The following is a 25,572-nucleotide window of genomic DNA, read 5'->3' on the forward strand; positions in this document are numbered from 1 at the left end:
CATGATCGACGTGGTGCTGCTGATCGTGATCGCCGCCTCGACCCTGCTGGGGATGCTGCGCGGCTTCGTCGGAATCGTCATCGGCACCCTGTCGTGGCTGCTGGCCGCGTGGGCGGCCTTCGCCTTCGGTAATGACGCGGCCCACTGGTGGGCCGCGCCGGCGGCCCCCGGAGGCGAGCACTTCGTCGGTGGCTACCTGGGGGTCGGCATCGGCGTGATGATCGTGGTCGCGGTGATCGGCATGGTCATCAAGGCCCTGGTCCACCGCAGCATGCTGACCAGCCTGGACCGCCTGCTGGGCGGGGTGCTGGGCGCGGTGCGAGGCGGCCTGATCGCCGCGGTCCTGCTGCTGCTGGGCAGCTTCACCCCGCTGACCGCCGAACCCTCCTGGCAGCGCTCGGCGGTGCGTCCGTTGCTGAACCCGACCGTGGCCTGGATGAACAGCAAACTGCCGCACTGGGAGGTTCCCGGGGCCGATCTGCTGCCCAAGGCCTTGCCGACCGACGCGCTGTCCCCATCTGCATTGATGGAGTTGGGCAAGAACGCAGGCGCCGGGTTGGGAAAGCCGGGCGCGGCAGGCGATAATGGCATCCTCAACCAGGTAGTGGCAGGCAGCGGATGGCTGCGGCCTGCGAAAGCGGAACAGGGCGATTCCTACGATCCGGCCGAAGTGCGCCCGGACGCTCCTGCACTGCCGGACAGTATCGAGCCGGGCGATCCGGCCAACGTCGACCGCGCGCGCGGCGACCACCGCGGCCAGGTACGGCCACCTTCCTTGTAACTGGGCACAGCCCAGCGGAGACCTCGCACCATGTGTGGCATCGTCGGAATCGTCGGCAACCAGAACGTCGCCGGGCAGTTGTATGACGGCTTGACCGTTCTCCAGCACCGTGGCCAGGATGCGGCGGGCATCGCCACCGCCAGCGGCAGCCGCCTGCGCGTGCAGAAGGCCACCGGCCTGGTCCGCGATGTGTTCGATGCCCGCACCATGTCCACCCTGGAAGGCAGCGTCGGCATCGCCCATGTGCGCTACCCGACCGCCGGTTCGGAAGGCATGGACGAGGCACAGCCGTTCTACGTCAATTCGCCGTACGGCATCGCGCTGGCCCACAACGGCAACCTGATCAACACCGAAGCGCTGCGCCAGCAGGTGTTCGAACAGGACCGCCGCAACGTCAACACCGATTCGGACAGCGAAGTGCTGCTGAACGTGTTCGCCTATGAACTGGAGCAGCAGCGCCAGCTCAGCCCGGAAGCCGCGATCCGCGCGGTGGCCGGCGTGCACCGCCGCTGCAAGGGTGGCTATGCGGTGGTCAGCGTGGTGCTGGGCCTGGGCCTGGTCGCCTTCCGCGATCCGCATGGCATCCGGCCGCTGGTACTGGGCAAGCGCAGCCACGCCGAAGGTGACGAGTACATCGTCGCCTCCGAGTCGGCCGCGCTGGACGTGCTGGGCTTCCAGCGCGTGCGCGACGTGCAGCCGGGCGAAGCGCTGGTGATCACCGCGCGTGGCGAGCTGTTCTCGGAAATCTGCGCCGAGCCGGCCGAGCACACCCCGTGCATCTTCGAATACGTGTACTTCGCGCGCCCGGATTCGATGATCGACAACGTCTCGGTGCACAAGGCGCGCATGCGCATGGGCATCAAGCTGGGCGAGAAGATCCTGCGCCTGCGCCCGGACCACGACATCGACACCATCATCCCGATCCCGGATACCTCGCGCGATGCCGCGCTGGAGATCTCCAACGTGCTCGGGGTGAAGTACCGCGAAGGCTTCATCAAGAACCGCTACATCGGCCGCACCTTCATCATGCCGGGCCAGGGCGAACGCGTGAAGTCGGTGCGCCGCAAGCTCAACCCGATCCACCTGGAGTTCCGCAACCGCGTGGTGCTGCTGGTGGACGACTCGATCGTGCGCGGCACCACCAGCCAGCAGATCGTGCAGATGGCCCGTGATGCGGGCGCGCGCAAGGTGTACCTGGCCAGCGCGGCACCGCCGGTGCGCTACCCGAACATCTACGGCATCGACATGCCGGCGGCCGAAGAGCTGGTCGCGCACAACCGCACCGTGGAAGAGATCGAGGCCCACCTGGGCTGCGACTGGCTGATCTACCAGGACCTGGAAGACATGGAAGCGGCGGTGAGCGAGGGCAACCCGGCGCTGCGCAACTTCGATTCGTCCTGCTTCAACGGCCACTACCCGACGGGTATCGAGCCGGGCTACTTCGAGCGCATCCAGCAGCTGCGTTCGGACGACGCCAAGCACAAGCGCCGCGCCTGAGGTCCAGGCGTGGTCGATGTACCCGACGTTGGTGGCGACCTGCTGCGCGCTGCGCAGCAGTGCCTGGCCGAAGCCGACCCGCTGCGCAAGGTGGCGCTGACCCAGGCCTATGCCGCCGCGTTCCGTGCTGGCCGCCTGAAGGTGGCGGCCGATGCACCGCCGCCGGAGCCGATCCGCATGCCCGGCCGGCCGGCGCAGCTGGTGCTGGTGCATCCGCGTGAAGTGCCGCGGCGCGGACTGGGCGGTGTGGAAGGGCGTGCCGCCTTCATCCACGCCATCGCCCATATCGAACTCAACGCGATCGACCTGGCCTGGGATGCGGTATACCGCTTCCGTGGCCTGCCGCCGGCGTTCCATGCCGACTGGGTCAGCTGTGCCGACGACGAATCGCGGCACTTCATGCTGTTGCGCGAACGCCTGCAGGTGCATGGCCACGACTATGCCGATTTCCCAGCGCACAACGGCCTGTGGGAAATGTGCGAAAAGACCGCCCATGACGGCCTGGCACGCATGGCACTGGTGCCACGCGTGCTGGAGGCGCGCGGCCTGGACGTAACGCCCGGCATGATCGGGAAGCTGCGCAATGTCGGCGATGGCGAAACCGCCGATGTGCTGGAAGTGATCCTGCGCGAGGAAGTGGCGCACGTCGCTGCCGGTTCGCGCTGGTACCGCTGGTACTGCGACCGCGCCGCTGTCGAGCCGCGTGCGCGCTTCAAGGAACTGCTGGTGGAGTACGCCGGCGGCTACCTGCATGGGCCATTCAACATCGAAGCGCGCCTGCTGGCCGGGTTCGATGCGGATGAGTTGGCCAACCTGATTGAACAGGCCGGTTGAAGAAAGGGGGACGGAGGGGATTAAGTCGTTTGTGGCACAAACGACTTAATCCCCTCCGTCCCTTTTTTCATGCGTTCGGCAACACCACGCGCTTGCCATCCACCGTTGGCCGGTTGATGTAGAACAGGCCGGGACCCGGCCGGTACGGCAGTTCGCTGACGCCGGCATCGGCGGCGTAGGTCAGTGCGGTGTCGCCCAGTGCATCGAAGTTCCAGTGCGCCGACTGCATCAGGTAACGCCGTCGCAGCAGCGCCTCCTGTGTCTGCGTCAGCGGCTGTCCGGCCACCAGTCGGCGTGCGATCGGCTGCAGGGCGGACGGCAGCTCCCAGCCGGGAACTCCAGCGGCATTGGCGGTCCATTGCACGCCAGCATCGATGGCCTGCTGCTGCATCACCTGCAGTGCGATCAGCTGGTAACGCCAGTCGATGCGCCGACGCAGCACCACCGCGGCGGTCACATACAGCACCGGCGACAACAGCACGCTGCGGCTGCCGGCGCGACGCTGCTGCTGCCACTGGTGCCAGACATCCACCCAGATCTCCTTTTCACCCACGCCCAGCTGCTGCCGCCAGCGTTCGGCGTCGGCCTGCGTTTCGGCGTAGGCCGTGGTGGCCTGCAGCAACGCCAGTGGAGGGACCTGGTAGTCGGAAACCGGTGGGCGGCGCAGCTGCTGCCGGCGCGGACGGCTGAGCAGCTTGGGCCCTTCTTCCAGCTGGTTGTAGCCACCGCCGATGTTGGCGTGCACGCCGGGCAGGGCGATCTCGGTGAACGTTGGCGCGACGCTGGTCAATGGATAGTGTTGGCGATGCTCGTCACGCGCGGCCAGTTGCACGACGTGTGCCGCGATGCCACTGCGCAGGGCGAGCTGCGGGTGTTCATCGGCGCGGCCACCATTGACTGCAACCACGGTGTCGAACAGTCCGATGAAGCGCAGCACCGGCGTGACGGCGGCGAAGTCCGCAGTGCAGGGCAGGCCGGCGCCCTGCAGCAGCTGGCGCCAGCGCGCGCTGTCCCAGGCCTGCAGCTGGTTTGCGATATCACGTGCCGCGGCAGCACCGCGCGAATAGCCGAACAGATCCAGCTGCACGCCACGCAGCGGTCGCTGCCAGCGCGCGGACAGCTCGGCCAGTGCCGCCGGCAGCAGCACCTGCAGCGCGCGCTGCACTTTCGCGCGAACGCCACTGGCACCGATGCCGAAGGCCAGTCCGATCAGATCGTCATCGGCATCATCGCGGGTCCCCACGCCCTCGACATAGATCGACAGCGAAGGCGCGGCCATCGCATCGCGGCGGCTGTCCGGATACAGCTGCTGCAGGCGCGCGATGTTGGTCAGGCCGTTGTCGTAGCTGCTGGTCAGCCGGCTCTGGTAGGTCGAATCATCATCCGCGCGCAGCTGCGCCGGGCGTGGCTGCGGAACCTGTGGGCGACCGCGTGCCAGGTTGTGTGCGTTGTTGCGGGTGCCATCGAAGAACAGGCCGATCCGCAGCAAGCCGACATCTTCGTCCGTGTCCTGCGATGGTGCCATGTGCATTCCCCGTCGTGGCTGCGTCACGGTAGCGCGAAAGCGGTGTATTGGCGAAGTGTAGTGACGCTTTTGACCTTACTTAACGCAGATGCGGTCGATCACAGTTCCTGATTTTCATTCCCATCTTCTATTGAATTCACACGACCCGCGCAGGCCAGATGGCCAGACCCGGTAGATCCGGGCGTGCTGCATCAACGCTGTTCACATCATTCAAGGAGCGACGCAATGTTGTCCAGATCGATTGGCAAAGCGGCAGGTGGCCTGGTGTTGGGTTTGTCGGTGGCAGCGGCCGCGCATGCGGCACCGTTGTTCGAGCCGGTGACGGTCATCAGCCGCGCATCGGCAAACAGCGAGCCCGCGCTGGGCAAGCTGCTGGCCACCCCGTCCACCGCGACGGTACAGGAAGTGCGTGTCGACGCTGCTGCCACTGCGCAGCCGCAGCTGGAGTTCGAACTGCTTGGCCAGCGCGTGCAGGCGGTGCGCAGCAAGATGGAAGCCCTGCCCGATGGCGGCAGCATCTGGTACGGCCAGTTGCGCTCGCCGTCCGATCGGCTGACTGCCGCCACTTCGAATGGCCAGGATGATCCTGGTAATTCAGTGATCCTGGTGCGTTCGGGCAACACCCTCACCGGTTCGATCCGCAAGGACGGCAAGTTGTATCGCCTGCGCCCACTGGGCAACCGGCATGTACTGGTGGAAGTGGATGAATCGCGGATGCCGGCCGACCATCCGGCCGACTACAACCAGCTGCCGAAAATCCCGATGGGCAACAATGACCGCATCGGCATCGCGCAGGCCTCGTCCGGTACCCCGGCCACCATCCGCGTGCTGGTGGTGGCAACCAATGCAGCGGTAACGGCCTATGGCGGCAACATGCAGTCGCTGGTGCAGCTGGCGGTGGCCGAATCCAACCAGGGCTACGTCAACAGCAACGTGGGCATCACCCTGCAGCTGGCCGGCTATGAAACCACCAGCTACACCGAATCCGGCAACTTCACCACCGACCTGACCCGCTTCCGCAACACCAGCGACGGCTACATGGACAGCATCCACACCAGCCGCAACAACACTGCGGCCGATGTCGGCGTGCTGCTGATCAACAACACGAGCTACTGCGGGTTGGCCTCGGGCATCGGTTCGACGGCACCGACGGCGTTCGCGGCGGTGTACTGGGATTGCGCGACCGGCTATTACTCCTTCGCGCATGAGATCGGCCACCTGCAGAGTGCGCGGCACGATATCGCCAGTGATCCCAGCACGTCGCCCTATGCCTATGGGCACGGCTATCGCTACGAGCCGTCCTCCGGTTCGCGCTGGCGCACGATCATGGCTTATGACTGCTCGGCCGGCTGCCCGCGCCTGAACTACTGGTCCAACCCGAACATCAACTACAACGGCATCCCGATGGGCAATGCCAGCACCGCCGACAACCAGCGCGTGCTGGTCAATACCAAGGCCACCATCGCGGCCTTCCGCTGAGGCCAACCGCCGACCGAGGCCGGCGTCTACCCGGGTGCGTTCACCTGCCCTGGTAGATGCCAACCTTGGTTGGCACCCCGCGATCCATCATTCGCGCGCGAGCGTATCCAGCGACCAGCCGCCGGCATCCACGCGCAGCACCGATCCCTGTTCGTACCAGTCACCCAGCACGATGCGGTTGCAGGCGCGGCCACCGGCCTGCAGCGTGTGCACCGCCGGGCGATGGGTGTGGCCGTGGATCATGGTGTCCACGCCATGGCGCACGAAGGTGGCATCGACTTCGGCGGGTGACACGTCGGTTACCGACTCGAACTGCGCACGATCATCCTGCTTCATTTCCGACTGGCGGGCCTGGCTGGTTTCCCGGGCCTTCTGCGCGAAGGCGATGCGTGCGGCCAGCGGCTGCGACAGGAACTGCGCTTGGAACACCGGGTCGCGCGTCTGTGCACGGAACTGCTGGTAGGGGATGTCGTCCGTGCACAGCAGGTCGCCGTGCTGCAGCAGCACCGGGCGGCCGTACAGCTCGATCACGCACGGGTCGGGCAGGATGCGCAGGCCGGCACGGCGCGCATAGTCTTCGCCGAGCAGGAAGTCGCGGTTGCCGCGGATGAAGTACACCGGTACGCCGCTGTCGGAAAGTACCTTCAGCGCGTCGGCCACCGCATCGGCAGCAGGCGAGGGCGTGTCGTCGCCGATCCAGGCTTCGAACAGGTCGCCGAGGATGTACAGCGCATCGGCGCCGGGCGCCTGCTCGCGCAGGAAGCGCAGGAACAGGTCGGTGATCTCCGGACGGCTGGGGTCCAGGTGCAGGTCGGAAATGAACAACGTGGTCATGCAGGCATTCTAGGGCATCCACCGCCGGGCATGGCCCGGCGCTACCGAAGGGATCTGACCCCGGGGGCTACACCGGCAGCGGCAACCAAGCCAGGCTGGCCGATGCCAGCAGGATGGCAATGCCGGTGGCGGCCAGTACATCGGACGGGTAGTGCAGGCCCAGCACCACCCGCGACAGCGCGACGCCGAAGGTGAACGGCACCAGCAGCGGCGCCAGCCACGGGTAGTAGGCCAGCGCGACGATGGTGAACGACACTGCGTGCAGGGTGTGCCCGGAGGGGAAGCTGAACTCGTCCAGCGGCGCCACCCAGGCACGGATGCGCAGATCGGCCGCATACGGGCGGGGGCGCCGTGTCCAGCGCTTGAGGCCCTTGTAGAGCAGCAGGGCGGCCAGGCCGGTGGCGGCCATGTGCACCGATGCACGCAGTCCGTCGAAGCCGTCCACCGCCACCAGCGCGCCCATCAGCACGTACCAGAACACGCCATCGCCGAGCCGGCTGATGACCGAGAACAGGCGACGCACGCGGCGACGCCGGCAGTAGTGGTTGGCCCGGCGGCAGAGCCGCGCCTCGCGGCCGGCCAGCAGCTCAAGCGGCGTGGTGCGCATGGCCGCTCCTCCGCGACTGGGCCAGCTCGGCCAGCAGGGCATCGAATTCGGCAACCACCTGCTGTGGATGCAGGCGCTTCATCGCACGCGCGGCGCTGCTGCCGAATTCGCGGCGCCGTGCATCATCGGCGGCCAGCTGCACCGCTGCCTCGATGAACTGCTCATCGTTTTCCACGGCCGCACCGTTCTCGCCATCACGCAGGTATTCGCGGGCCGCACCGTAGTCGAAAGCGACGGTGGCCAGGCCGCTGGCCATGCTTTCCAGGGTCACGTTGCCAAAGGTCTCGCTGCGGCTGGGGAACAGGAACAGGTCACCGCTGGCGAAATGCCGTGCCAGGGCTTCGCCGCGCTGGATGCCGCAGAAAATGAAATCGGGGTTTTCATGTGCCAGTTTTTCGCGGGCCGGACCATCACCCACCCAGACGAAGCGGGCTTTGGGCCGGATCTGCTGCAGGCGGCGGAAGGCTTTCACTGCCAGGCCAAGGTTTTTTTCCGCAGCGATGCGGCCGACATGGATCGCGACCAGGCCGTTGCCGTCCACGCCCCATTCCTCGCGCAGCGCAGGATCGCGCCGGCCCGGATCGAACTGCTGGCTGTCGACCGCCCGTGCCAGCAGGCGTACGCGTTCGAAGCCCTGTTCACCGAGGAACTGCTGCAGCTCGCGGGTGGGCACCAGGGTTGCATCGGCCTGGTTGTGGAAGCGGCGCATCCAGCGCATCGCGGCAGCCTGCAGCCAGGCCACGCCGTAGTCGGGCAGGTACTCGTCGAAGCGGGTATGGAAACCACTGGCGACCGGAATGCCAAGGCGGCGCGCGGTGCGCAGCGCCGACCAGCCCAGCGGGCCTTCGGTGGCGATGTAGACCGCATCGGGACGCTGCTGCTGCCAGTGACGGTTGAGCCGGATCGGTGCAGGCAGGCCGAAGCGCAGGCCGGGGTAGCGCGGCAGTGCGGCGCCCGGCACCAGCAGCGTGCCCGGTGCCGAGTCCAGTGCTTCGCTGGTCTGGCGTGGCCGGATCAGGTCGATGTCATGGCCGGAATTGCGCAGTCCCTGCTCCAGGCCCTGCACGGTGAGGGCAACGCCGTTCACTTCCGGCGGGTAGGTCTCGGTGACGATGGCATAGCGCATGGCGGGCCTCCGGGTTTCCGGCATGCTCGGGCCTGGCGATGTAGCCGATATGACCGCTTTGCGACCACGGGATGACGGTGGTCAGGTCCCTGTACGAAGCCACGGCCCCGAAGGGCCGTGGCGGTCGTGCAGGGGGCGCGGTGGATCAGAAGCGCTGCTGGTATTTCATGTAGATGAAACGACCAATGTCGAAGCCACCGTAGTAGGAGAAGTTGGCGCTCGGCTGGCTGTACATGGCCGGTCCCTGGCGGCCGAACACATTGTTGGCACCGATCGAGACGGTCGCATCCCATGGCAGGTTGTAGCGCGCCTGCACGTCGTGGAAGGTGACCGATCCGCGACGGTTGTAGTCACGGCTGCCACTGAACCACGGCGCGCGCTGGCCCGGGTGCGAGCACTCACCCGGATACGTGGCTGCATCCAGGCAACGCTCCTTGACCGCGGAGAAATAGCGCAGGCCCCAGTTAAGGCCGAGGTTGCCACGCTCCCAGCCCAACGATGCGTTGGAGCGCACACGGAAGCCGATGCCGCCGTTGCTGGCGATGCCATTGCTGGGAATGGGCGGCGCATCCGCCTCGTTGGTGGTCCGTTCTTCCGCGGCGACCACATAGGTGGTCTTCCAGTCGGCGCTCAGCGTGCCCCAGGACGTTTCGATCTTGTGGCCGATCTCCAGGTCATAGCCTTCGGCCTGGCGGAACCCGCTGTTGCGGCTGCCATAGTTGAGCGTGTTGACGATGCCCAGTTCCGGGTCGCGGGTGAAACTGCCGCAGCGCTCGGCGATGCCCAGTTCGTAGCAGTCGCGGAGGATGTCGTTGGGATGGTCGGCGACGATGGTGTTGTCGATGCGGATCTTCCACCAGTCCAACGCAATGTTCAGTCCTTCGGCAAACGTCGGGCTCCAGACCAGCCCCAGCGTGCGGCTGGTCGAGGTTTCCGGCTTCAGGTCGGGATTGGAGCCGTTGGTGAAGGGCAGGGGCGTCTGCCCACTGCTGCCGGTGATCGGCTCGTTGCCCTGGCCGAGCTGGCGGTAGCTGTCCGCGTTGGCGATGTCGGCGGCGCAACGTGCACGTACCTCCGGGCTGCTGGCGGCGGCGCCATAGACCGTATCGCAGGGGTCACGGAAGCCGGTGGTGAAGGTCTGCGAGCCGCCGCCGTACAGATTCGAGATGGTCGGCGCACGGAAACCCTGGGCCCAGGTGCCACGGACCAGCAGCTGGTCGATCGGCTTCCACGAGATGCCGAACTTGCTGTTGAGGGTTCCGCCGAAGGTGGTGTAGTCCGAGTAGCGCGTTGCCATGTCCAGGGTCAGCTGGCGTGCACCGGGGAGGTCGCTCAGCACCGGCACGCTCAGCTCCAGATAGGCCTCGTCGACACGGTAGCCACCGCCGGTGGGGCCCGCCGCCAGGTTGGTGGTGGCGCCGGTCTGGGCCAGCGCGTCGGGAATGAAGCGACCCTCCTCGCGGCGGCTCTCCACACCCAGGGCGAAGCCCAGTTCCCCGGCGGGCAGCGTGGCAAGGCCGCCACTGAGGCTGGCGAACAGGTTGCGGGTGGTGTTGCGGCCACGGGTGAGTTCCTCGGGGAACAGCCAGTCCTGCAGTTCGCCATTGCCGGTCAGGCCGTACGGGTCCTCCTGGCCATACGGCACCAGTGGATTCCAGGGCTTGCAGCCGGCAATCGGTGCATCCGGTGTACCGCATTCCACCTTGCCGGTGGCCGGGTTGTAGAACGAAGGACCGGTGGAATCGGCAACGCGCTGCTTGTGCAGGTCGCCGGTGGCACGCTGCTCCAGCTCGCTGCGGTTGTACTGGTAGCCGGCTTCCCAATCGAAGTCGCGACCGGCGAACTGGAAGCTGCCTTCAAACGCTGCAATACCCTGCCAGGTGGTCAGTTCGCTGGTGCTGATGCGTGGAATCTCCCAGGTGCGGCGGTTCCAGTGCACGTCGCTTGGGCGTTCATAGCCGTGGTGGCGGCCGAACGGATTGAACCAGCTGTCGGCGGACATCGGCGTGATGCCGGCCGCACCGGACTGGAACGGATAGCCGGCAATCTGGCGCGTGGTGGTGCGTCGGTTGTAGGCCAGCTGGGTGTTGAAGCGGATCTGGTCGTTCAGATCCATGCGTGCATCGACGAAGAGCGAATCGCGCTTGATCGGCGTCTGCACGTGCATCTGTTCATTGCTGTTGCTGACATCACCGGTGAACGGTGTGTTGTCACTGAGGTGGAAGCTGTCCGGCCCGCCCGGCTGGCTGCCGCGATCGAGCGAATAGCTGCAGCCACGGGCGCTGCTGCAGCCCGGGCCCTTGAAGCCGACGATGCGCCCCCACTGCCCGACCGTGGTCCAGCCATCGTCCGGATGACGATCGGTATAGGTGTAGGCGCTGAAGCCGCGGTCCTTCGCCCAAACGCCCTTTTCTTCGACATGCTCGGCGGCGACACTGATCGAAGCGCGGTCATTCGACCAGCCGGCAACCACGTCGTACTGGGTGCGGGCACCATCGCCTTCGCTGAACTGCCCGTGGTAGACGTTGGCGGTCACGCCCTGGACGTTGCGCCGGGTGATGATGTTGACCACGCCGGCCATCGCGTCGGAACCGTAGATGGCCGAGGCGCCGTCCTTCAGCACTTCCATGCGTTCCACGGCAGCGGCGGGAATACTGGATATATCCTGGTAACCCGAAGTGGTCATGCCCAGGCGCTTGCCGTTGACCAGCACCAGGGTGCGCTGTGCACCGAGGCCGCGCATGTCCACGTAGCTGCCGCCTGCGGCCTCGCCCGCACTGAGCGGGCTGGCACGGCTCAAGGCCGGGCTGCCGGTTGCGGTCAGGTTCTGCAGGATGTCGGCAACGGAATTGAAGCCCTGCCGCTCGATGTCGGCGCGGCTGATGGTCAGCACCGGCTGCGCGGTTTCCAGGTCGACCTGGCGGATGCGCGAACCGGTGATCTCGATACGGTCCAGCGTGGTGGCTTCCGGTGCGTGCTGGGCGAATGCGGGGGCGGCCAGTGCGGTGGTGGCCGTCATCGCCAGTGCACGACGGATCGCCAACCCGAGCTCGGGAATACGGATGGTCATGGGTCTCTCTCTCAGTCTTCGAAGTCTTCGGAACACAGCCAAGCGGGGCTGCGTCAACTCCACCGCGGCGGTGGATGTTCGAACCTAGTGAAGATGGATGGGGAGACGTATGGGCAAGCGACGAAAGCGCTGCAGACGGCCGTGACGCTTCTGCACAAAGCGGAAGCAAATCAATCGATTGCTCCAACCTGTGGCATCGCGGCGGACGCAGCGCAGAGGACCGTGTCCCTGATTGAACGCATCACGGTCAATGTGGAAAGCGACAGTCTGCGCGGAGGCAGAAAAAAACCACGGCCCCGAAGGGCCGTGGTCGTCGAGCTTCAACAGCGCGGATGGATCAGAAGCGCTGCTGGTACTTCATGTACATGAAACGACCGATGTCGTAGCCACCGTAGTAGGAGAACGACGAGTTCGGCTTGCTGTACATCACCGGCGCTTCCTTGCCGAACACATTGTTCGCGCCCACCGAAACGGTGGCATCCCACGGCAGGTTGTAGCGGAACTGCACGTCGTGGAAGGTCACGGCACCGCGCTCGTTGTACGCGGTCGGCGACTTCAGCCACGGAGCCAGGAAGGTCGGATCGGAGCATTCGTCCGCATAACGCGAGGCGTTGAGGCAGCGCTCCTTCACACCGGAGTAGTAGCGTGCCGTCCAGCTGACGCCGAAGTCACCCACATCCCAGCCCAGCACCAGGTTCGAGCGCACGCGGAACGCAAGGCTGGTGGCGGTGCCGATGGTGTTGGCAACGCCGTTGATCGGCGTGATCGCTTCGCGGACATCGTTGGTGGAGCGGTAGACGTTCTTGCTCACATAGGTGCTGGTCCAGCCTGCGCTCAGCTTGCCGTAGCTGGTGTCGACGCGGTAGCTGACATCCAGGTCGTAACCTTCGGTCTCGGCAAAGCCGGCATTGCGGTTGCCGAACTTCAGGCCGGTGACGATGCCGTTGGACGGGTCACGGCTGAAGCGGCTGCAGCGCGATTCGATGCCCTGCTCGTAGCAGTCCCTCAGGATCTGGTTCGGGCTGTCACCGACGATGGTGTTGTCGATGCGGATCTTCCACCAGTCCAGTGCCACGTTGAGGTTGCTGAGGAAGGTCGGGCTCCACACCAGGCCCAGCGTCTTGCTGGTCGAGGTTTCCGGAACCAGCAGCGGGTTCGAACCGGACACGAACGGCGTTGGGGTCGCATCCTGCGCCGTGGTCACCGGGGTGTTGCCCTGCTTCAGCTGGCGGAAGTTGCCGGCATCGGCGATGTCACGTGCGCATCGCGCGCGGACTTCAGCACTGCCCTTGGCCGAGCCGAACACGGTGTCGCACGGATCGCTGAACTGCGCGAAGGTCTCCGAACCACCACCGTACAGGTCGTTGATGGTCGGGGCGCGGAAGCCTTCTGCCCAGGTACCACGGACCAGCAGCTGGTCGATCGGCTTCCACTTGAAGCCGAACTTGCTGTTGAGCGTGTTGCCGAAGGTGTTGTACTTGGAGTAACGGGTGGCGGCACTGAAGCTCAGCTCACGCGCACCGGGCAGGTCGGCCAGCACCGGCACGCTGAGCTCCAGGTAGGCTTCCTTCACGTTGTAGCTGCCACCGGTCGGGCCTGCGGCCAGGTTGGTGGTGGCGCCGGTCTGGGCCAGGGCATCGGGGGTGTAGCGGCCATCTTCCTTGCGGCTTTCCACGCCGAAAGCGAAGCCCAGGTCGCCGGCCGGCAGGGTCATGATGCTGCCGGACAGGTTGGCGAACGCGTTCTTGGTGGTGGTGCGGCCGGTGGTGCGTTCCGCAGGGAACAGCCAGGCCATCAGTTCTTCATTGCCGGTCAGCCCGTTCGGATCGTTCTTGCCGTAGGGCACCAGCGGGTTCCACGGCGTGCAGCCGCTGATCACCGCGCCCGGACGGCCACACATCACCTTGCCGGTGGCCGGATCCAGGAACGACGGACCCACAGCATCGCGCACGCGCTTCTTGTGCAGGTTGCCGGTGGCGGTAGCGGTCAGCTCGTTGCGGTTGTACTGGTAGCCCACGTCCCAGTCGAAGTAGCGCTGGCCGATCTCGAAGCTGCCATCCAGCGACACTACCGCACGGTAGGTCTTCAGTTCGCTGGTGCTCACACGCGGGATTTCCCAGGTGCGGCGGTTCCAGGCCACGTCGGTAGGCTTGGCATAGCCGTGCTGGTTGCCGAACGGATTGAAGTAGCTGTCCTTGGACATCAGGCCGGTGGCGGTCGGGTCGCCCGAGATGGACACCGAGCTGGACTGCAGGGGGTAGCCTGCAATCTGGCGCTCGGCCGAACGCTTGTTGTAGCCGAATTCGGTGCGCAGGTTGACCTGGTCGGTGATCTTGAAGCGACCGTCGAAGTACACCGAATCACGCTTGAGCGGATACATGACGTGCATCTGTTCGTTGGCGTTGCTGACGTCGCCGGTGAACGGGGTCGCATCGGTCAGGTGGTAGTTGGCCGGGTTGGTCGGGTCAGCACCACGGTTGAGCGAGTAGCCGCAGCCGTCCTTGGTGTTGGTGCAGCCCGGGCCGCCCTTCAGGCCGGTGACCTGGCCCCACTGGCTCAGCGTGGTCCAGTTGGAGGCATCGTTCGGGTGGCGGTCGCTCACGCCGTACTTGCTGAACCAGCGGTCCTTGGCCCAGACGCTCTTTTCTTCGGAGTGTTCCAGTGCCAGGGTCAGCGACACGCGGTCATTGCTCCAGCCACCCACCACGTCGAAGCGGTCGCGCGCGCCGTCACCTTCGCTGTACTGGCCGTGGTAGACGTTGGCGGTCACACCGTTGACGTTGGAACGGGTGATGATGTTGACCACGCCGGCCATCGCATCGGAACCGTAGATGGCCGACGCGCCATCCTTCAGCACTTCGATACGCTCCACCGCCGACACCGGCAGCGAGGACACGTCCTGCAGGCCCGAGGTGCTGATGCCCAGGCGCTTGCCGTTGACCAGCACCAGGGTGCGCTGCGCGCCCAGGTTGCGCATGTCGATGTAGGTGCCGCCGGTGTTTTCGCCCGAGCTCAGTGCGTTTGCACGGCTGATCGCCGGGCTGCCCATGGCGGTCACGTTCTGCAGGATGTCGGCCACCGAGCTGAAGCCCTGGCGCTCGATGTCCAACCGGCTCAGTGCCAGGACCGGCTGAGCGGTCTCCACGTCCACCTGGCGGATGCGCGAGCCAGTGATCTCGATGCGATCCAGGGTGGTCGGCGCGGCGGTGCTGCCACTCTGGGCGAACGCAGGCAGGGCGGCCAGCGTCGCAGTGGTTGCCAGGGCGTAGCGGATGGCCTGCCCCAGGGGGGTGGTACGTGAAGTCATGACGAGCTCTCTCTCTCTCAGGTCGTGCAGGGACGCCAAAAGGGGCGTCGAAGAAATCGGCCGCCCACAAGCGGACCGATGACCCGATAGTAGTCTCGTTGGTTAATGCTCTGTAAAGAGGTCGTGTCGATTTGTACCAGGCTTCATCGTCAGATTTCACGAAAGCTCAACAAAAGCAGTCGCTTAGCTGTAACGCTGAATGCGCTCCCCCGACTTGATCTGCTGCGTCGCAGCAGGTCAACCGGGGGCGCATGCGCGAACCGTAACGGTGTGTGACCTTCTTTCCCTCGCGGGAAAGTGTGAGCCTCAGGCTACGAAGGGCCGGAACTGGATGCCCAGCCCGGCGATGCCGTCGGTCTCGCCGATCAGATCGGCGCGCAGCAGTGGCCGGGCATCAATGAAGGCCTGCGGCACGATCAACGACAGGCGGTTGTCGTCGGCGGTCAGTTCCAACGCCGGCAGTGGATCGTCCTCATGGGCACGATTGAGCAGCACCGCCAGGCGCAGCAGGGCGGCCAGCCGGCGAGCGGTCAGCAGCAGGCGCTCGGGCAGGGCGTCGAAGGCGGCCTTGGTCACGCTGCGGCGATGGCTGCGCACCAGCGCGGCCAGCATCTGCTGTTCCTGCCGCGAGAAGCCGGCGATATCTGAGTGTTCCAGCACGTAGCTGCCATGCACGTGGTAGCCGCTGTGCGCGATCATCAGGCCCAGCTCGTGCAGGCGCGCGGCCCAGCCGAGCATGCGCGCGTCGTCGGCATCGAGCCGCCAGCGTTCCTGCACCTGTTCCAGCAGTGACAGCGCGGTGTCCTGCACACGGTCGGCCTGCACGGTATCGATGCCGTAGCGCTGGCTGAGCGCGGACACCGATTCATCGCGCAGATCGTTCTCGCCAGCGCGGCCGACGATGTCGTAGAGGATGCCTTCGCGCATCGCGGCCTTGCTGACCAGCAGCTTCTGCAGGCCCAGTGCCTGGAAGGCGGCCTCCAGCACCAGGATGCCGCCGGCAATGATCGGGCGGCGGTCGCTGGACAGTCCCGGCAACTGGATGTCGTCGATCTTCTTGGCCTTCAGCAGTTCGTCGCGCAGTTGCGGCAGGGCCTCGGCGGTAATCGCGCCCTTGCTCAGCTTCATCGTCGCGCAGATCTCGCTGATCGCCTTGTGCGTGCCCGAAGAACCCAGCGCTTCCTGCCAGCCCAGCGCGCGGTACTTGCTGGCGAAGGGCTGGAACTCGCGACCGATCTCGGCCAGCGCGTCCTTCCAGCGCTTCTTGCTCAGCTTGCCGCCGGGGAAGAAACGCCGGGTGCTGGCAATGCAGCCGGCCTGCAGGCTTTCGCGCTCCAGGGTCTGCATGCCCATGCCGATGATGAATTCGGTGGAGCCGCCGCCGATGTCGATGACCAGCCGGCGCTGGCCGGGCTTGGGCGGTTGTGCATGGGCCACGCCCAGGTAGATCAGGCGCGCTTCTTCGCGGCCGCTGACCACTTCGATGGCGTGCCCGAGCGCGGTTTCGGCGGGAACCAGGAACGACTGCGGTGAACGCAGCTGGCGCACGGTGTTGGTGGCCAGTGCGCGCACCCGGTGCGGCGGTACATTGCGGATGCGCTGGCCGAAGCGGGCCAGGCATTCCAGCGCGCGCTGCCGGGCAGCGGAGGAGAGTCCCCCTTTGCCATCCAGGCCGTCGGCCATGCGCACCGTCTCGCGCAGGCGGTCGATTACCCGCAGCTGGCCGAGCGTGTAGCGCGCGATGACCATGTGGAAACTATTGGAGCCAAGGTCGATGGCGGCCAGCAGGTCGCCATCCTGCAATGCGGGCGGAGTCGTGGTGGTGTGCGGCATGGACGAATGTTAGCCGAAGGGGCGGTGTGCTCGTCACCGCGCGACCTTCACATTTTGGAAGAGGGGAGTGCGGCTGGGCTGCGCCCTGCACCTGCAGAGGCAACGTCAACGTCAAGAGCTGGCTATCCGTGGGATGGCGGGGTAGGTCCGGTCGAGGGGGACGCTGCAAGTCCCCCTCCGGGGCCCGGCCCAGCCGCTGGCGGCTGGGCGTTCGGGCGCTTGCGAAGCGGTGCTTCGCAAACAAAGCGCCCTCACCCATGTAGCTTCGGTCGCGCCATCCATGGCGCTCACGCCCCCTCAACCGGACCCACCCCGCCTTCGACAGATTTCTGCGATCTGATGGTGGGTGCCGACCGTTGGTCGGCACTGATCCTATCCAGCCCCAAATCGGTGCCTACCGCTCCTGGTAGGTGTCGACCTTGGTCGACACACCGGGTTACAGACCCTGCATCAGTGCCATCTGTGCAGAATGCGGTGCCTCGTCGTGGGCGGGCGCACGCTTGTGGTAGATGCCGTCGGCATCCAGTTCCCAGGCGTTGAGGTTGTCGTCCAGGTAGTTCTGCAGGACCTCGCGGTAGACCCGCTTGGCCAGCTCCGGGTCGAGGATCGGAAAGCAGGTCTCGACCCGGCGCAGCAGGTTGCGTTCCAGCCAGTCGGCGCTGGCGCAGTACATCTCCGGTGCGCCGTCGTTGCCGAACCAGTAGACGCGGCTGTGCTCCAGGAAGCGGCCGACGATCGAGCGCACGCGGATGTTGTCCGAGATGCCCGGCACACCCGGGCGCAGGGTGCAGGCGCCGCGGATGATCAGGTCGATCTGCACGCCGGCCTGCGAGGCGGCGTACAGCGCGCGCACCACCTGCGGTTCGTTCAGGGCGTTCATCTTGGCGATGATCCGCGCCGGGCGGCCGGCGGCGGCGATGCGCGTCTCGCGCTCGATGCGGCCGAGGATGCCGGTGTGCAGGGTGAAGGGCGACTGCAGCAGGCGCTTGAGCTTCATCTTCGAGGCCAGCCCGGACAGCTGCTGGAACAGCAGGTGCACATCGTTGCCGATGTCCGCATCGGCGGTGATCAGGCTGATGTCGGTGTACGCACGGGCGGTACCGCTGTGGTAGTTGCCGGTACCAAGGTGCACATAGCGGCGCAGCTTGCGGCCCTCGCGGCGCACGATCAGCAGCATCTTGGCGTGGGTCTTGTAGCCGACCACGCCATACACCACCTGCACGCCGGCCTCCTGCAGGCGATCAGCCAGGCCGAGGTTGGCTTCCTCGTCGAAGCGGGCGCGCAGTTCGACCACCACGGTCACGTCCTTGCCGTTGCGTGCGGCCTGGATCAGTGCATCGACAATCAGCGAATCCTTGCCGGTGCGGTACAGGGTCTGCTTGATCGCCAGCACGTTGGGATCGACCGCCGCCTGCCGGATCAGGTCCAGCACGGCGGTGAAGGCATCGAACGGGTGATGCAGCAGCAGGTCGTGGCGCGCCACTGTCTCGAAGATGCCGTCGCTGTCGCGCAGCGTGCGCGGGGTCATCGGCGGGTACTTCAGGTCCGGCTGCGCGATCAGGTCGTACAGCTGGATGATGCGGTTGAGGTTGACCGGGCCGTCGATGCGGTACACCGCGTTCTCGGTCAGGCCGAAGTTCTGCAGCAGGGTCCGCACGATGTCGCGCGGCATGTCCTGCGCGATTTCCAGGCGCACTGCCGGCCGGTAGCCGCGGTCGACCAGTTCGTCGCGCAGTGCCAGCGCCAGGTTCTCCACTTCCTCCTCGTCCACCACCAGCTCGGAGTTGCGGGTAACGCGGAACTGGTAGGCACCCTGGACTTCCATGCCGGGGAACAGTTCATCGACGAACGTGGACAGCACCGAGGACAGGAACACGAAGTTCTGCGGACCGCCGAGTTTCTCCGGCAGCTGGATGATGCGCGGCAGCGAGCGCGGCGCACGCACGATGGCCAGGTGGCCGGCGCGGCCGAACGCGTCGGTGCCCTTCAGCACCACCACGATGTTCAGCGACTTGTTGAGGATCTTCGGGAACGGGTGCACCGGGTCCAGGCCCAGCGGCGACAGCACCGGCATGATCTCGTTGCGGAAGTACGCACGCAGCCAGCGCTTCTGGCGATCGGTCCAGGAATGGCGGCCGAGCACGCCGATGCCGGCGTCCATCAGCGCCGGGCGCAGCGTCTCGTTCCAGCAGCGGTACTGCTGGTCCACCAGTTCCGCGGCGCGGTCATGGATGGCGTTGAGGATGGCCTGCGGGCTCATCCCGTCCGGCGCCGGCGGCAGGCCGAATTCCTGCGCGTGGCGTACGGCAGCGGCGCGGATCTCAAAGAACTCGTCGAGGTTGGTGCAGGAGATGCACATGAAGCGCAGGCGCTCCAGCAGCGGCACCTGCGGGTCCATCGCCTGCGCCAGCACGCGGAAGTTGAAATCCAGCTGCGACAGCTCGCGGTTGATGTACAGCGCCGGGTCGCGCAACGGATCGTTGTCCGGGCTCACGGGGAGGGGGAGGGATCCGAGGCTGCTCATGGCGTCATTCTTCGATGGAGGTCAGGGGGGCGGACTCGCGCGGGCGCACGTGGTCGGCATCGAAATGGCAGGAGAACACCGAGCCCTTGCCGACTTCGCTTTCAATCTCCAGCCGTGCGTGGTGCAGGCCGAGGATGTGCTTGACGATGGACAGGCCCAGGCCGGTACCGCCGCTTTCGCGGGAGCGGCTGCTGGAGACACGGTAGAAACGTTCGGTCAGGCGCGGCAGGTGGGAGGCCGGGATGCCATAGCCGGAATCGCGCACCGCCAGCACGGCACCGTCGCCTTCGCGGCGGAACTCCACGGCGATGCGGCCACCGGCCGGCGTATAGCGCACCGCATTGGTGACCAGGTTGGAGAAGGCGCTGTGCAGTTCCTTGGTCGAGCCCTGCAGGTCAACGCCGGCCAGGTCGTCGATGCTGATCTGGTGGCGGCCCTGGCTGTGCGCTTCGGCTTCGCGGCGCAGCGTCGCCAGCATCGGCTGCATGGCCACGGTCTCTTCCTCGCTGTGTTCCTGCGATTCGAGGCGCGACAGGGTCAGCAGGTCTTCCACCAGCTGGGCCATGCGCTGGCTCTGCTTGCGCATTTCTTCCAGCATCGGTCCGGTTCCCGGGAAGTCCTCCGGGTCCATCATGTCCAGGTAGCCGTGCACCACGGTGAGCGGCGTGCGCAGTTCGTGTGAAACGTTGGCCACGAAATCGCGGCGCACCTGTTCCAGGCGCAGCAGCTTGCTGACGTCGCGGGCGATCAGCAGCCAGTAATCCGACGAATAGGGAATCAGGCGCAGGTTCAGGCGGATCGCCGGATCGACCGGCGAAGGCACGTCGAGGATCGGTTCGGCGTTGCGGCCGCCGGCCAGCCAGTGCGCCAGCGGCATCGGCTGCAGGCGTTCAACCAGGGCTTCGCCGAGGTCGCCGGGGTGATGCAGGCCGAGCAGGGCGGTGGCCGCTTCGTTGAACCACTGCACGCGCTGGCTGTTGCGGTCCAGCACCACCACCGCATCGGGAAGTGCGGCGGCCGCAGCGCGATAGCTGCGCAGCATGTCCAGCAGGCGGCGCTTGCGCACGCGCATTTCCACCTGGTTGCGGTACAGCAGGCGGTCCAGCTCGTTCCAGACGCCGGTGCCTTCTTCGGCGGTATCCCATCGCTGGCGCGCGGTCAGCCGCCGCAGCACGCTGCGCAGGCGCCAGTAATGCCATGCCAGCGTGGCCAGCGCGCCCAACGCGATGCACAACCACAGATGGCCCGTGAACCACCCCACCAGTCCGGCGAACAGCAGTACCGCGGCAACGGTGGCCAGGGTCTTCAACCAGGCAGAGCGGATGTGGCGGGGCATTGCGATCTCGTCGTTGAGGTGCGGCGGTTCACTGGGGTGAACCGAGGGTTATAGCAGAGTTGCCGGCGCCGGCACCCGCAGGTGCGCGGTGCCGGCACGACGAGGCTCAGGTAGCAGTGGAGAAGCGGTAGCCGGCGCCGCGCACGGTCTGCACCATGTTTTCGGCGTTGAACGGTTCCAGCGTCTTGCGCAGGCGGCGGATGTGCACGTCGATGGTGCGCTCCTCCACGTACACGCTGCCGCCCCACACATGGTCCAGCAGCTGGGCGCGGGTATAGACGCGCTCCGGGTGGGTCATGAAGAAGTGCAGCAGGCGGTATTCGGTCGGGCCGATCGGCACCGGCTGGTCGTTGGCGAACACGCGATGGGCGGCACCGTCGATGCGGATCGGGCCGACCGCCACGCTGCCGTCCTCGTCGTCCTCGCGGGCGCGGCGCATCACCGCACGGATGCGGGCCAGCAGTTCGCGCGCCGAGAACGGCTTGACCACATAGTCGTCGACGCCGGCTTCAAGGCCACCCACGCGGTCGTTCTCTTCGCCGCGGGCGGTCAGCATGATGATCGGCACTTCGCGGGTCAGGGTTTCCTTGCGCCAGCGCCGGGCCAGGTCCAGGCCGCTGGTGCCGGGCAGCATCCAGTCCAGCAGGATCAGGTCGGGGACGCGGTCGGCGATGGCGGTCTGGGCCTCACGGGCGTCGCCGGCGTGGACCGGTTCGTAATCGCCCTTGCGCAGGGCGAAGGCGACCATTTCACGGATCGCGGGCTCGTCATCGACGATCAGGATGCGTTTCTGCACGAGGACACCGTAGGGCTCGGTTACTGGAGTGGTGCCAGTAGACTACGGTTTGATGACATGTTTGTGACTACCTGGCCGGAACCGGTCGGGATTGCCATCGGCCGGTCATGCAGCGCTCAGCGGCGGTCCAGGTCCGGGTCCTGCACGCCCTGCCGGCGCAGCTCCAGCACGGTGGGGGTGATCGCCTCGATGCGCGCATCCACCCGCGCCCGGCCTACGTAGTCCAGCGCCGGGTTGCGCTTGAGCGCCTGCAGCTGCATCAGCGACTGTTCCGGCCGGCCGCTGAGGAAGGCCGCCTCGGCGTAGGCCTCGCTGGCACGCACGCTGTCGCCGGCCAACTCGCTGGCGCGGGCGTACCGCTGCTGGAAGACCGGATCGTTACCGCTTTGCGACAGCAGGGGCCGCAGCATGGCCTGCGCGCGCTGGCCCGCCTCGCGGCTGCCCTGTTCGTTCAGGATCTCGGCATAGGTCAGCGCCACCGGACGGCTGTTGGGGTGCTGACGCAGCAACTGCTCGAAGCGGCTGTTGGCCTGGGCGGTCTGGCCTGCACGCGATTCGGCCTCGCCCAGCCCCAGAGCCAGCCACAGGTTGTCCGGGCGGGTCTGCAGCAGGCCTGCCAGGGTCTGCCGGGCCTGGGTGGCGCCGGCGCGACCGCTGCGCATCACCGCCAGCGCCTGGCCATAGCGCTGGGCATCGTTGAGGCCGTCCTTCTGACGCTTGGCCAGATCGGCATACTCGCGTTCCAGCTCGGGGGTGGAATCCGCGCTGAGCACGCGCAGGCGCTCGCGGGCCCAGTCGAAGTCGCCACTGGCGCCGCGGCTGAGCTGGCCCATCGGGATGCGCAGCACGCTGCTGGGCAGCAGCGGGTTGGTTCCGCGCAACAGAGGTTCGGCCAGGCTGGGATCGGCCGGGTCCACGCGCTCCCTGCGCTCGCCGCTGGGGGTGCTGGTGGTCAGCAGCACCGTGTCCTTCTTCATCTGGTCGGCGCGGGCCTTCGCCTCGCTGATGCGGGTGATGTTGACCGGATGGGTGCGCAGGAACTCGGGCACGCTGTAGCCACCCTCGTTGCCGCGCATCGCCGATGCCATCCGCTCGAAGAAGCCGGCCATGGCGTCCACGTCGTAACCGCTGCGCGACAGCGTGCGGATGCCGAGGCGATCGGCCTCGGATTCGTTGGAGCGGGTGTAGTTGATCTGGCGCTGCTGCATCAGGCCCATGCCCGAGCTGATCGCGGCCATGGTCGCGTTGCCGGACGACGTGCTGTTGCTGGCCTGTGCGGCCACCACCGCCGCCAGCATGCCGAGCAGGATCGGGATCTGGTCGCGCTGGGCACGCTCGACCCCGCGCAGCACGTGCTGCTGGGTGACGTGCGCGATTTCGTGCGACAGCACCGCCGCGACCTCGTCCTCGCGCTCGGCGGTCAGCACCAGGCCGGCATTGACCCCGATGTAGCCGCCCAGCGTGGCGAAGGCGTTGATCTGGCGGTCCTTCATCACGAAGAACGTGTAGGGCTGGCGAGGCTGGTCGCTGTTGGAGCCGAGCCGGGTACCCATGGTCTGCAGCCAGTCGTTGACCAGCGGGTCATCCAGCAGGTAGCCGTAGTTGCGCAGCTCGCGCAGCATCATCGCGCCGTACTCGGCCTGGCGGGCCGGGGTCAGCAGCTCGCCGGCCGAGGAGCCGATGTCGGGCAGCTTCTCCTGGGCCTGGGCGAGCGGCATGGCCAGGGCCAGGGTGACGGCGGTAGTCAGCAGCAGGGCTCGCAAGCAGTGGGTCCTCGGGCAGGGCGCGCCAAGCGTGGCAGGGTGGGGGGCAACCATTCGTTAATCCACAGTGTTGCGGCCGTGGCGTGGAAATTCCAGCGCACCGGTACCATATGTAGACCGTCGATCCATCGTGGAGTTTCCCGTGACAGCCCAGACCGCCGGCGGTGCCCCCGCCATCACCATCTATTCCACCGCCGTCTGCCCGTACTGCGTGGCCGCCAAGAACTTCCTGAAGAGCAAGGGCCAGCAGTGGACCGAGGTCCGCATCGACCTGGACCCGGTCGAGCGCGAGAAGATGATGGCACTGACCCGCCGTACCAGCGTGCCGCAGATCTTCGTCGGCGACGTCCACGTGGGCGGCTACGACGACATGATGGCCCTGCACCGTGAAGGCAAGCTCGAGCCGCTGCTGGCCGGGCAGGGCCAGGCATGAGCGCGGCCGACGACGGCAGCAAGGACCGCATCGCCGAGTTCACCGACTTCCGCAAGCGCATGAACGAGCGGATCCTGGGCGAGCCGAACCAGGTGGTGCGCCGCTTCTTCGCGCTGGACACGCAGACCTACCAGGCCGGCGCGCTGGATGTGAAGACCAAGGAACTGCTGGGCCTGGTGGCCTCGATGGTGCTGCGCTGCGACGACTGCATCAGCTACCACGTGGCCCAGTGCAAGGACGCCGGGGTGACCCGAGAAGAGTTCTTCGAGACCTTCTCGGTCGGCCTGGTGGTCGGCGGCTCGATCGTGATCCCGCACCTGCGCCGCGCGGTCGACTTCCTCGACCAGCTCGAAGGCGGCGCCGCCGCCCCGGAAGCGCACGCGCACTGAACCTGACGGGCGCCGGGAACCGGGTCCTGTGGCCCTCCCGGTAGTGCCGGCCGCTGGCCGGCATCCCGTGAACCCCACATGGCCGAGGTTGCCGGCCAGCGGCCGGCCCTACCGAGCGCTTCCCCGCGATCCATCAGCCCAGGAGCCCCCTTGTTGTTCAAGGGGGCGCGCCGACAGGTGCGGGGATAAGGTGGGATGCGCGGGCAATTCTGCCTGAGCCGGGCACTGGGACCATGGTCTATTTGGGACCTCGGCCCCGGCTCAGGCATAATTGCCGGTGAAACTTCCTTTGCGCCGGCGTTTCCGGGCACGTCCGGACGGCGTTTTTCCCCCTGTTCGGAACATCGATCAATGACGCAGAAAATTACGGTCATCCGCGGCGACGGCATTGGCCCGGAAATCATGGACGCCACCCTGTTCGTGCTCGACCAGCTCAAGACTGGCCTGGAGTACGAAGACGCCGACGCCGGCCTGGTGGCCCTGGAAAAGCACGGCGACCTGATGCCGGCGGTGACCCTGGAATCGATCGCGCGCAACAAGGTCGCGCTGAAGAGCCCGCTGACCACCCCGGTCGGTGGTGGCTTCACCTCGATCAACGTCAGCCTGCGCCGTCACTTCGACCTGTACGCCAATGTGCGTCCGGCCCACACCTTCCCGAACACCAAGTCGCGTTTCGACAACGTCGACCTGATCACCGTGCGTGAGAATACCGAAGGTGCCTACCTGGCCGAAGGCCAGGAAGTGTCGGCCGACGGCGAGACCGCCTTCTCCGGCACCCGCATCACCCGCAAGGGCTCCGAGCGCATCGTGCGCTACGCCTTCGAGCTGGCCAAGAGCACCGGCCGCAAGAAGGTCACCGCCGTACACAAGGCCAACATCATCAAGTCGACCTCGGGCCTGTTCCTGAATGTCGCCCGTGAAGTGGCTGCGCAGTACCCGGACATCGAATTCCAGGAAATGATCGTCGACAACTGCTGCATGCAGCTGGTGATGCGTCCGGAACAGTTCGACGTGATCGTCACCACCAACCTGTTCGGCGACATCATCTCCGACCTGTGCGCCGGCCTCGTCGGCGGCCTGGGCCTGGCCCCGGGTGCCAACATCGGCAAGGACGCGGCGATCTTCGAAGCCGTGCACGGCACCGCGCCGGACATCGCTGGCCAGGGCAAGGCCAATCCGTGCGCGCTGCTGCTGGCAGCCGCGCAGATGCTGGACCATGTCGGCCAGCCGGAAAATGCCGAGCGCCTGCGCAAGGCCATCGTGGCGACCATGGAAGCCAAGGATTCGCTGACCGGCGACCTGGGCGGCACCGGCACCACCATGAGCTTCGCCCAGGCCATCGCCAGCCGCCTGTAAGCGGCCGGCGATCCGGCTGGAGATCGTCTCGGCGATGTCCAGGCCGGGCCTGCATGCGTTGAAGACGGGCCGTCCTTGTACG

At 66.5% G+C, this 25,572-nt stretch carries 18 protein-coding genes; 7 read left to right on the forward strand and 11 right to left on the reverse strand.

What is annotated here, in order from left to right:
- Position 1 precedes the first annotated feature (1 nt).
- From ACZK13_RS04090 to ACZK13_RS04100, 3 genes are read left to right on the forward strand one after another with little or no spacing between them, the layout of a single operon-like run.
- The gene (locus ACZK13_RS04090) at positions 2-781 is read left to right on the forward strand and encodes a CvpA family protein (protein WP_049400926.1); all 780 of its coding nucleotides are present in this window, start codon (positions 2-4) and stop codon (positions 779-781) included.
- Positions 782-811: 30 nt separating this feature from the next.
- Positions 812-2,278: an amidophosphoribosyltransferase gene (gene purF / locus ACZK13_RS04095; RefSeq protein WP_032129068.1), complete on the forward strand. Its 1,467-nt coding sequence runs from the start codon at positions 812-814 to the stop codon at positions 2,276-2,278.
- Positions 2,279-2,287: 9 nt separating this feature from the next.
- Complete coding sequence (locus ACZK13_RS04100; RefSeq protein WP_071229161.1) at positions 2,288-3,112, forward strand: ferritin-like domain-containing protein; 825 nt, start codon at positions 2,288-2,290, stop codon at positions 3,110-3,112.
- Positions 3,113-3,179: 67 nt separating this feature from the next.
- Here the strand turns inward: ACZK13_RS04100 and ACZK13_RS04105 are convergent, their stop codons facing one another.
- Positions 3,180-4,637 carry a DUF2235 domain-containing protein gene (locus ACZK13_RS04105; protein WP_182267321.1) on the reverse strand — a complete coding sequence of 486 codons (1,458 nt, stop codon included), beginning with the start codon at positions 4,635-4,637 and terminating at the stop codon, positions 3,180-3,182.
- Positions 4,638-4,862: 225 nt separating this feature from the next.
- Between ACZK13_RS04105 and ACZK13_RS04110 the strand changes: the two genes are divergently transcribed.
- Positions 4,863-6,116 carry a zinc-dependent metalloprotease gene (locus tag ACZK13_RS04110; RefSeq protein WP_478482280.1) on the forward strand — a complete coding sequence of 418 codons (1,254 nt, stop codon included), beginning with the start codon at positions 4,863-4,865 and terminating at the stop codon, positions 6,114-6,116.
- 87 nt (positions 6,117-6,203) lie between these two features.
- On the opposite strand, the gene lpxH is transcribed toward ACZK13_RS04110, so the two are convergent.
- From lpxH to ACZK13_RS04160, 10 genes are all read right to left on the reverse strand, one after another.
- A complete protein-coding gene (lpxH, locus tag ACZK13_RS04115) occupies positions 6,204-6,950 on the reverse strand; it encodes a UDP-2,3-diacylglucosamine diphosphatase (protein WP_253143531.1) in 747 nt (248 codons plus the stop codon).
- A 67-nt stretch (positions 6,951-7,017) separates the two neighbouring features.
- Positions 7,018-7,557 (reverse strand): phosphatase PAP2 family protein, encoded by a 540-nt coding sequence (locus tag ACZK13_RS04120; RefSeq protein WP_180838314.1) that lies wholly within the window; start codon positions 7,555-7,557, stop codon positions 7,018-7,020.
- On the reverse strand, positions 7,538-8,683 hold the full coding sequence (locus ACZK13_RS04125; protein WP_032129074.1) for a glycosyltransferase family 4 protein: 1,146 nt from the start codon (positions 8,681-8,683) through the stop codon (positions 7,538-7,540). Before ACZK13_RS04125 ends, ACZK13_RS04120 begins: the two co-directional genes overlap by 20 nt.
- A 145-nt stretch (positions 8,684-8,828) precedes the next feature.
- Positions 8,829-11,753, reverse strand: a complete 2,925-nt coding sequence (locus tag ACZK13_RS04130; RefSeq protein ID WP_125895361.1) for a TonB-dependent receptor domain-containing protein — start codon at positions 11,751-11,753, stop codon at positions 8,829-8,831.
- Positions 11,754-12,090: 337 nt separating this feature from the next.
- Complete coding sequence (locus ACZK13_RS04135; RefSeq protein ID WP_032129076.1) at positions 12,091-15,060, reverse strand: TonB-dependent receptor domain-containing protein; 2,970 nt, start codon at positions 15,058-15,060, stop codon at positions 12,091-12,093.
- Between the two features lie 306 nt (positions 15,061-15,366).
- Positions 15,367-16,893 (reverse strand): exopolyphosphatase, encoded by a 1,527-nt coding sequence (gene ppx / locus ACZK13_RS04140; protein WP_180838316.1) that lies wholly within the window; start codon positions 16,891-16,893, stop codon positions 15,367-15,369.
- Positions 16,894-17,329: 436 nt separating this feature from the next.
- Positions 17,330-19,417 carry a polyphosphate kinase 1 gene (gene ppk1, locus ACZK13_RS04145; RefSeq protein WP_032129077.1) on the reverse strand — a complete coding sequence of 696 codons (2,088 nt, stop codon included), beginning with the start codon at positions 19,415-19,417 and terminating at the stop codon, positions 17,330-17,332.
- Positions 19,418-19,421: 4 nt separating this feature from the next.
- Positions 19,422-20,753, reverse strand: coding sequence for a phosphate regulon sensor histidine kinase PhoR (phoR, locus tag ACZK13_RS04150; RefSeq protein WP_032129078.1), 1,332 nt, complete (start codon positions 20,751-20,753; stop codon positions 19,422-19,424).
- Between the two features lie 106 nt (positions 20,754-20,859).
- On the reverse strand, positions 20,860-21,549 hold the full coding sequence (phoB, locus tag ACZK13_RS04155) for a phosphate regulon transcriptional regulator PhoB (protein WP_005408258.1): 690 nt from the start codon (positions 21,547-21,549) through the stop codon (positions 20,860-20,862).
- A gap of 116 nt (positions 21,550-21,665) precedes the next feature.
- Positions 21,666-23,312: a M48 family metalloprotease gene (locus ACZK13_RS04160; protein ID WP_032129079.1), complete on the reverse strand. Its 1,647-nt coding sequence runs from the start codon at positions 23,310-23,312 to the stop codon at positions 21,666-21,668.
- A 142-nt stretch (positions 23,313-23,454) separates the two neighbouring features.
- On the opposite strand from ACZK13_RS04160, the gene grxC reads away from it, so the two are divergent.
- The 3 genes from grxC to ACZK13_RS04175 all read left to right on the forward strand — a co-directional run bounded on the left by grxC (position 23,455) and on the right by ACZK13_RS04175 (position 25,490).
- Positions 23,455-23,745, forward strand: a complete 291-nt coding sequence (grxC, locus tag ACZK13_RS04165; RefSeq protein ID WP_049400919.1) for a glutaredoxin 3 — start codon at positions 23,455-23,457, stop codon at positions 23,743-23,745.
- Positions 23,742-24,134: a carboxymuconolactone decarboxylase family protein gene (locus tag ACZK13_RS04170; RefSeq protein WP_004146041.1), complete on the forward strand. Its 393-nt coding sequence runs from the start codon at positions 23,742-23,744 to the stop codon at positions 24,132-24,134. The genes grxC and ACZK13_RS04170 overlap by 4 nt, the downstream gene beginning before the upstream one ends.
- A gap of 351 nt (positions 24,135-24,485) precedes the next feature.
- Positions 24,486-25,490, forward strand: a complete 1,005-nt coding sequence (locus ACZK13_RS04175) for an isocitrate dehydrogenase (RefSeq protein WP_032129081.1) — start codon at positions 24,486-24,488, stop codon at positions 25,488-25,490.
- Positions 25,491-25,572: the final 82 nt, after the last annotated feature.

The organism is Stenotrophomonas sp. 99219_Sma (genome assembly GCF_056480785.1).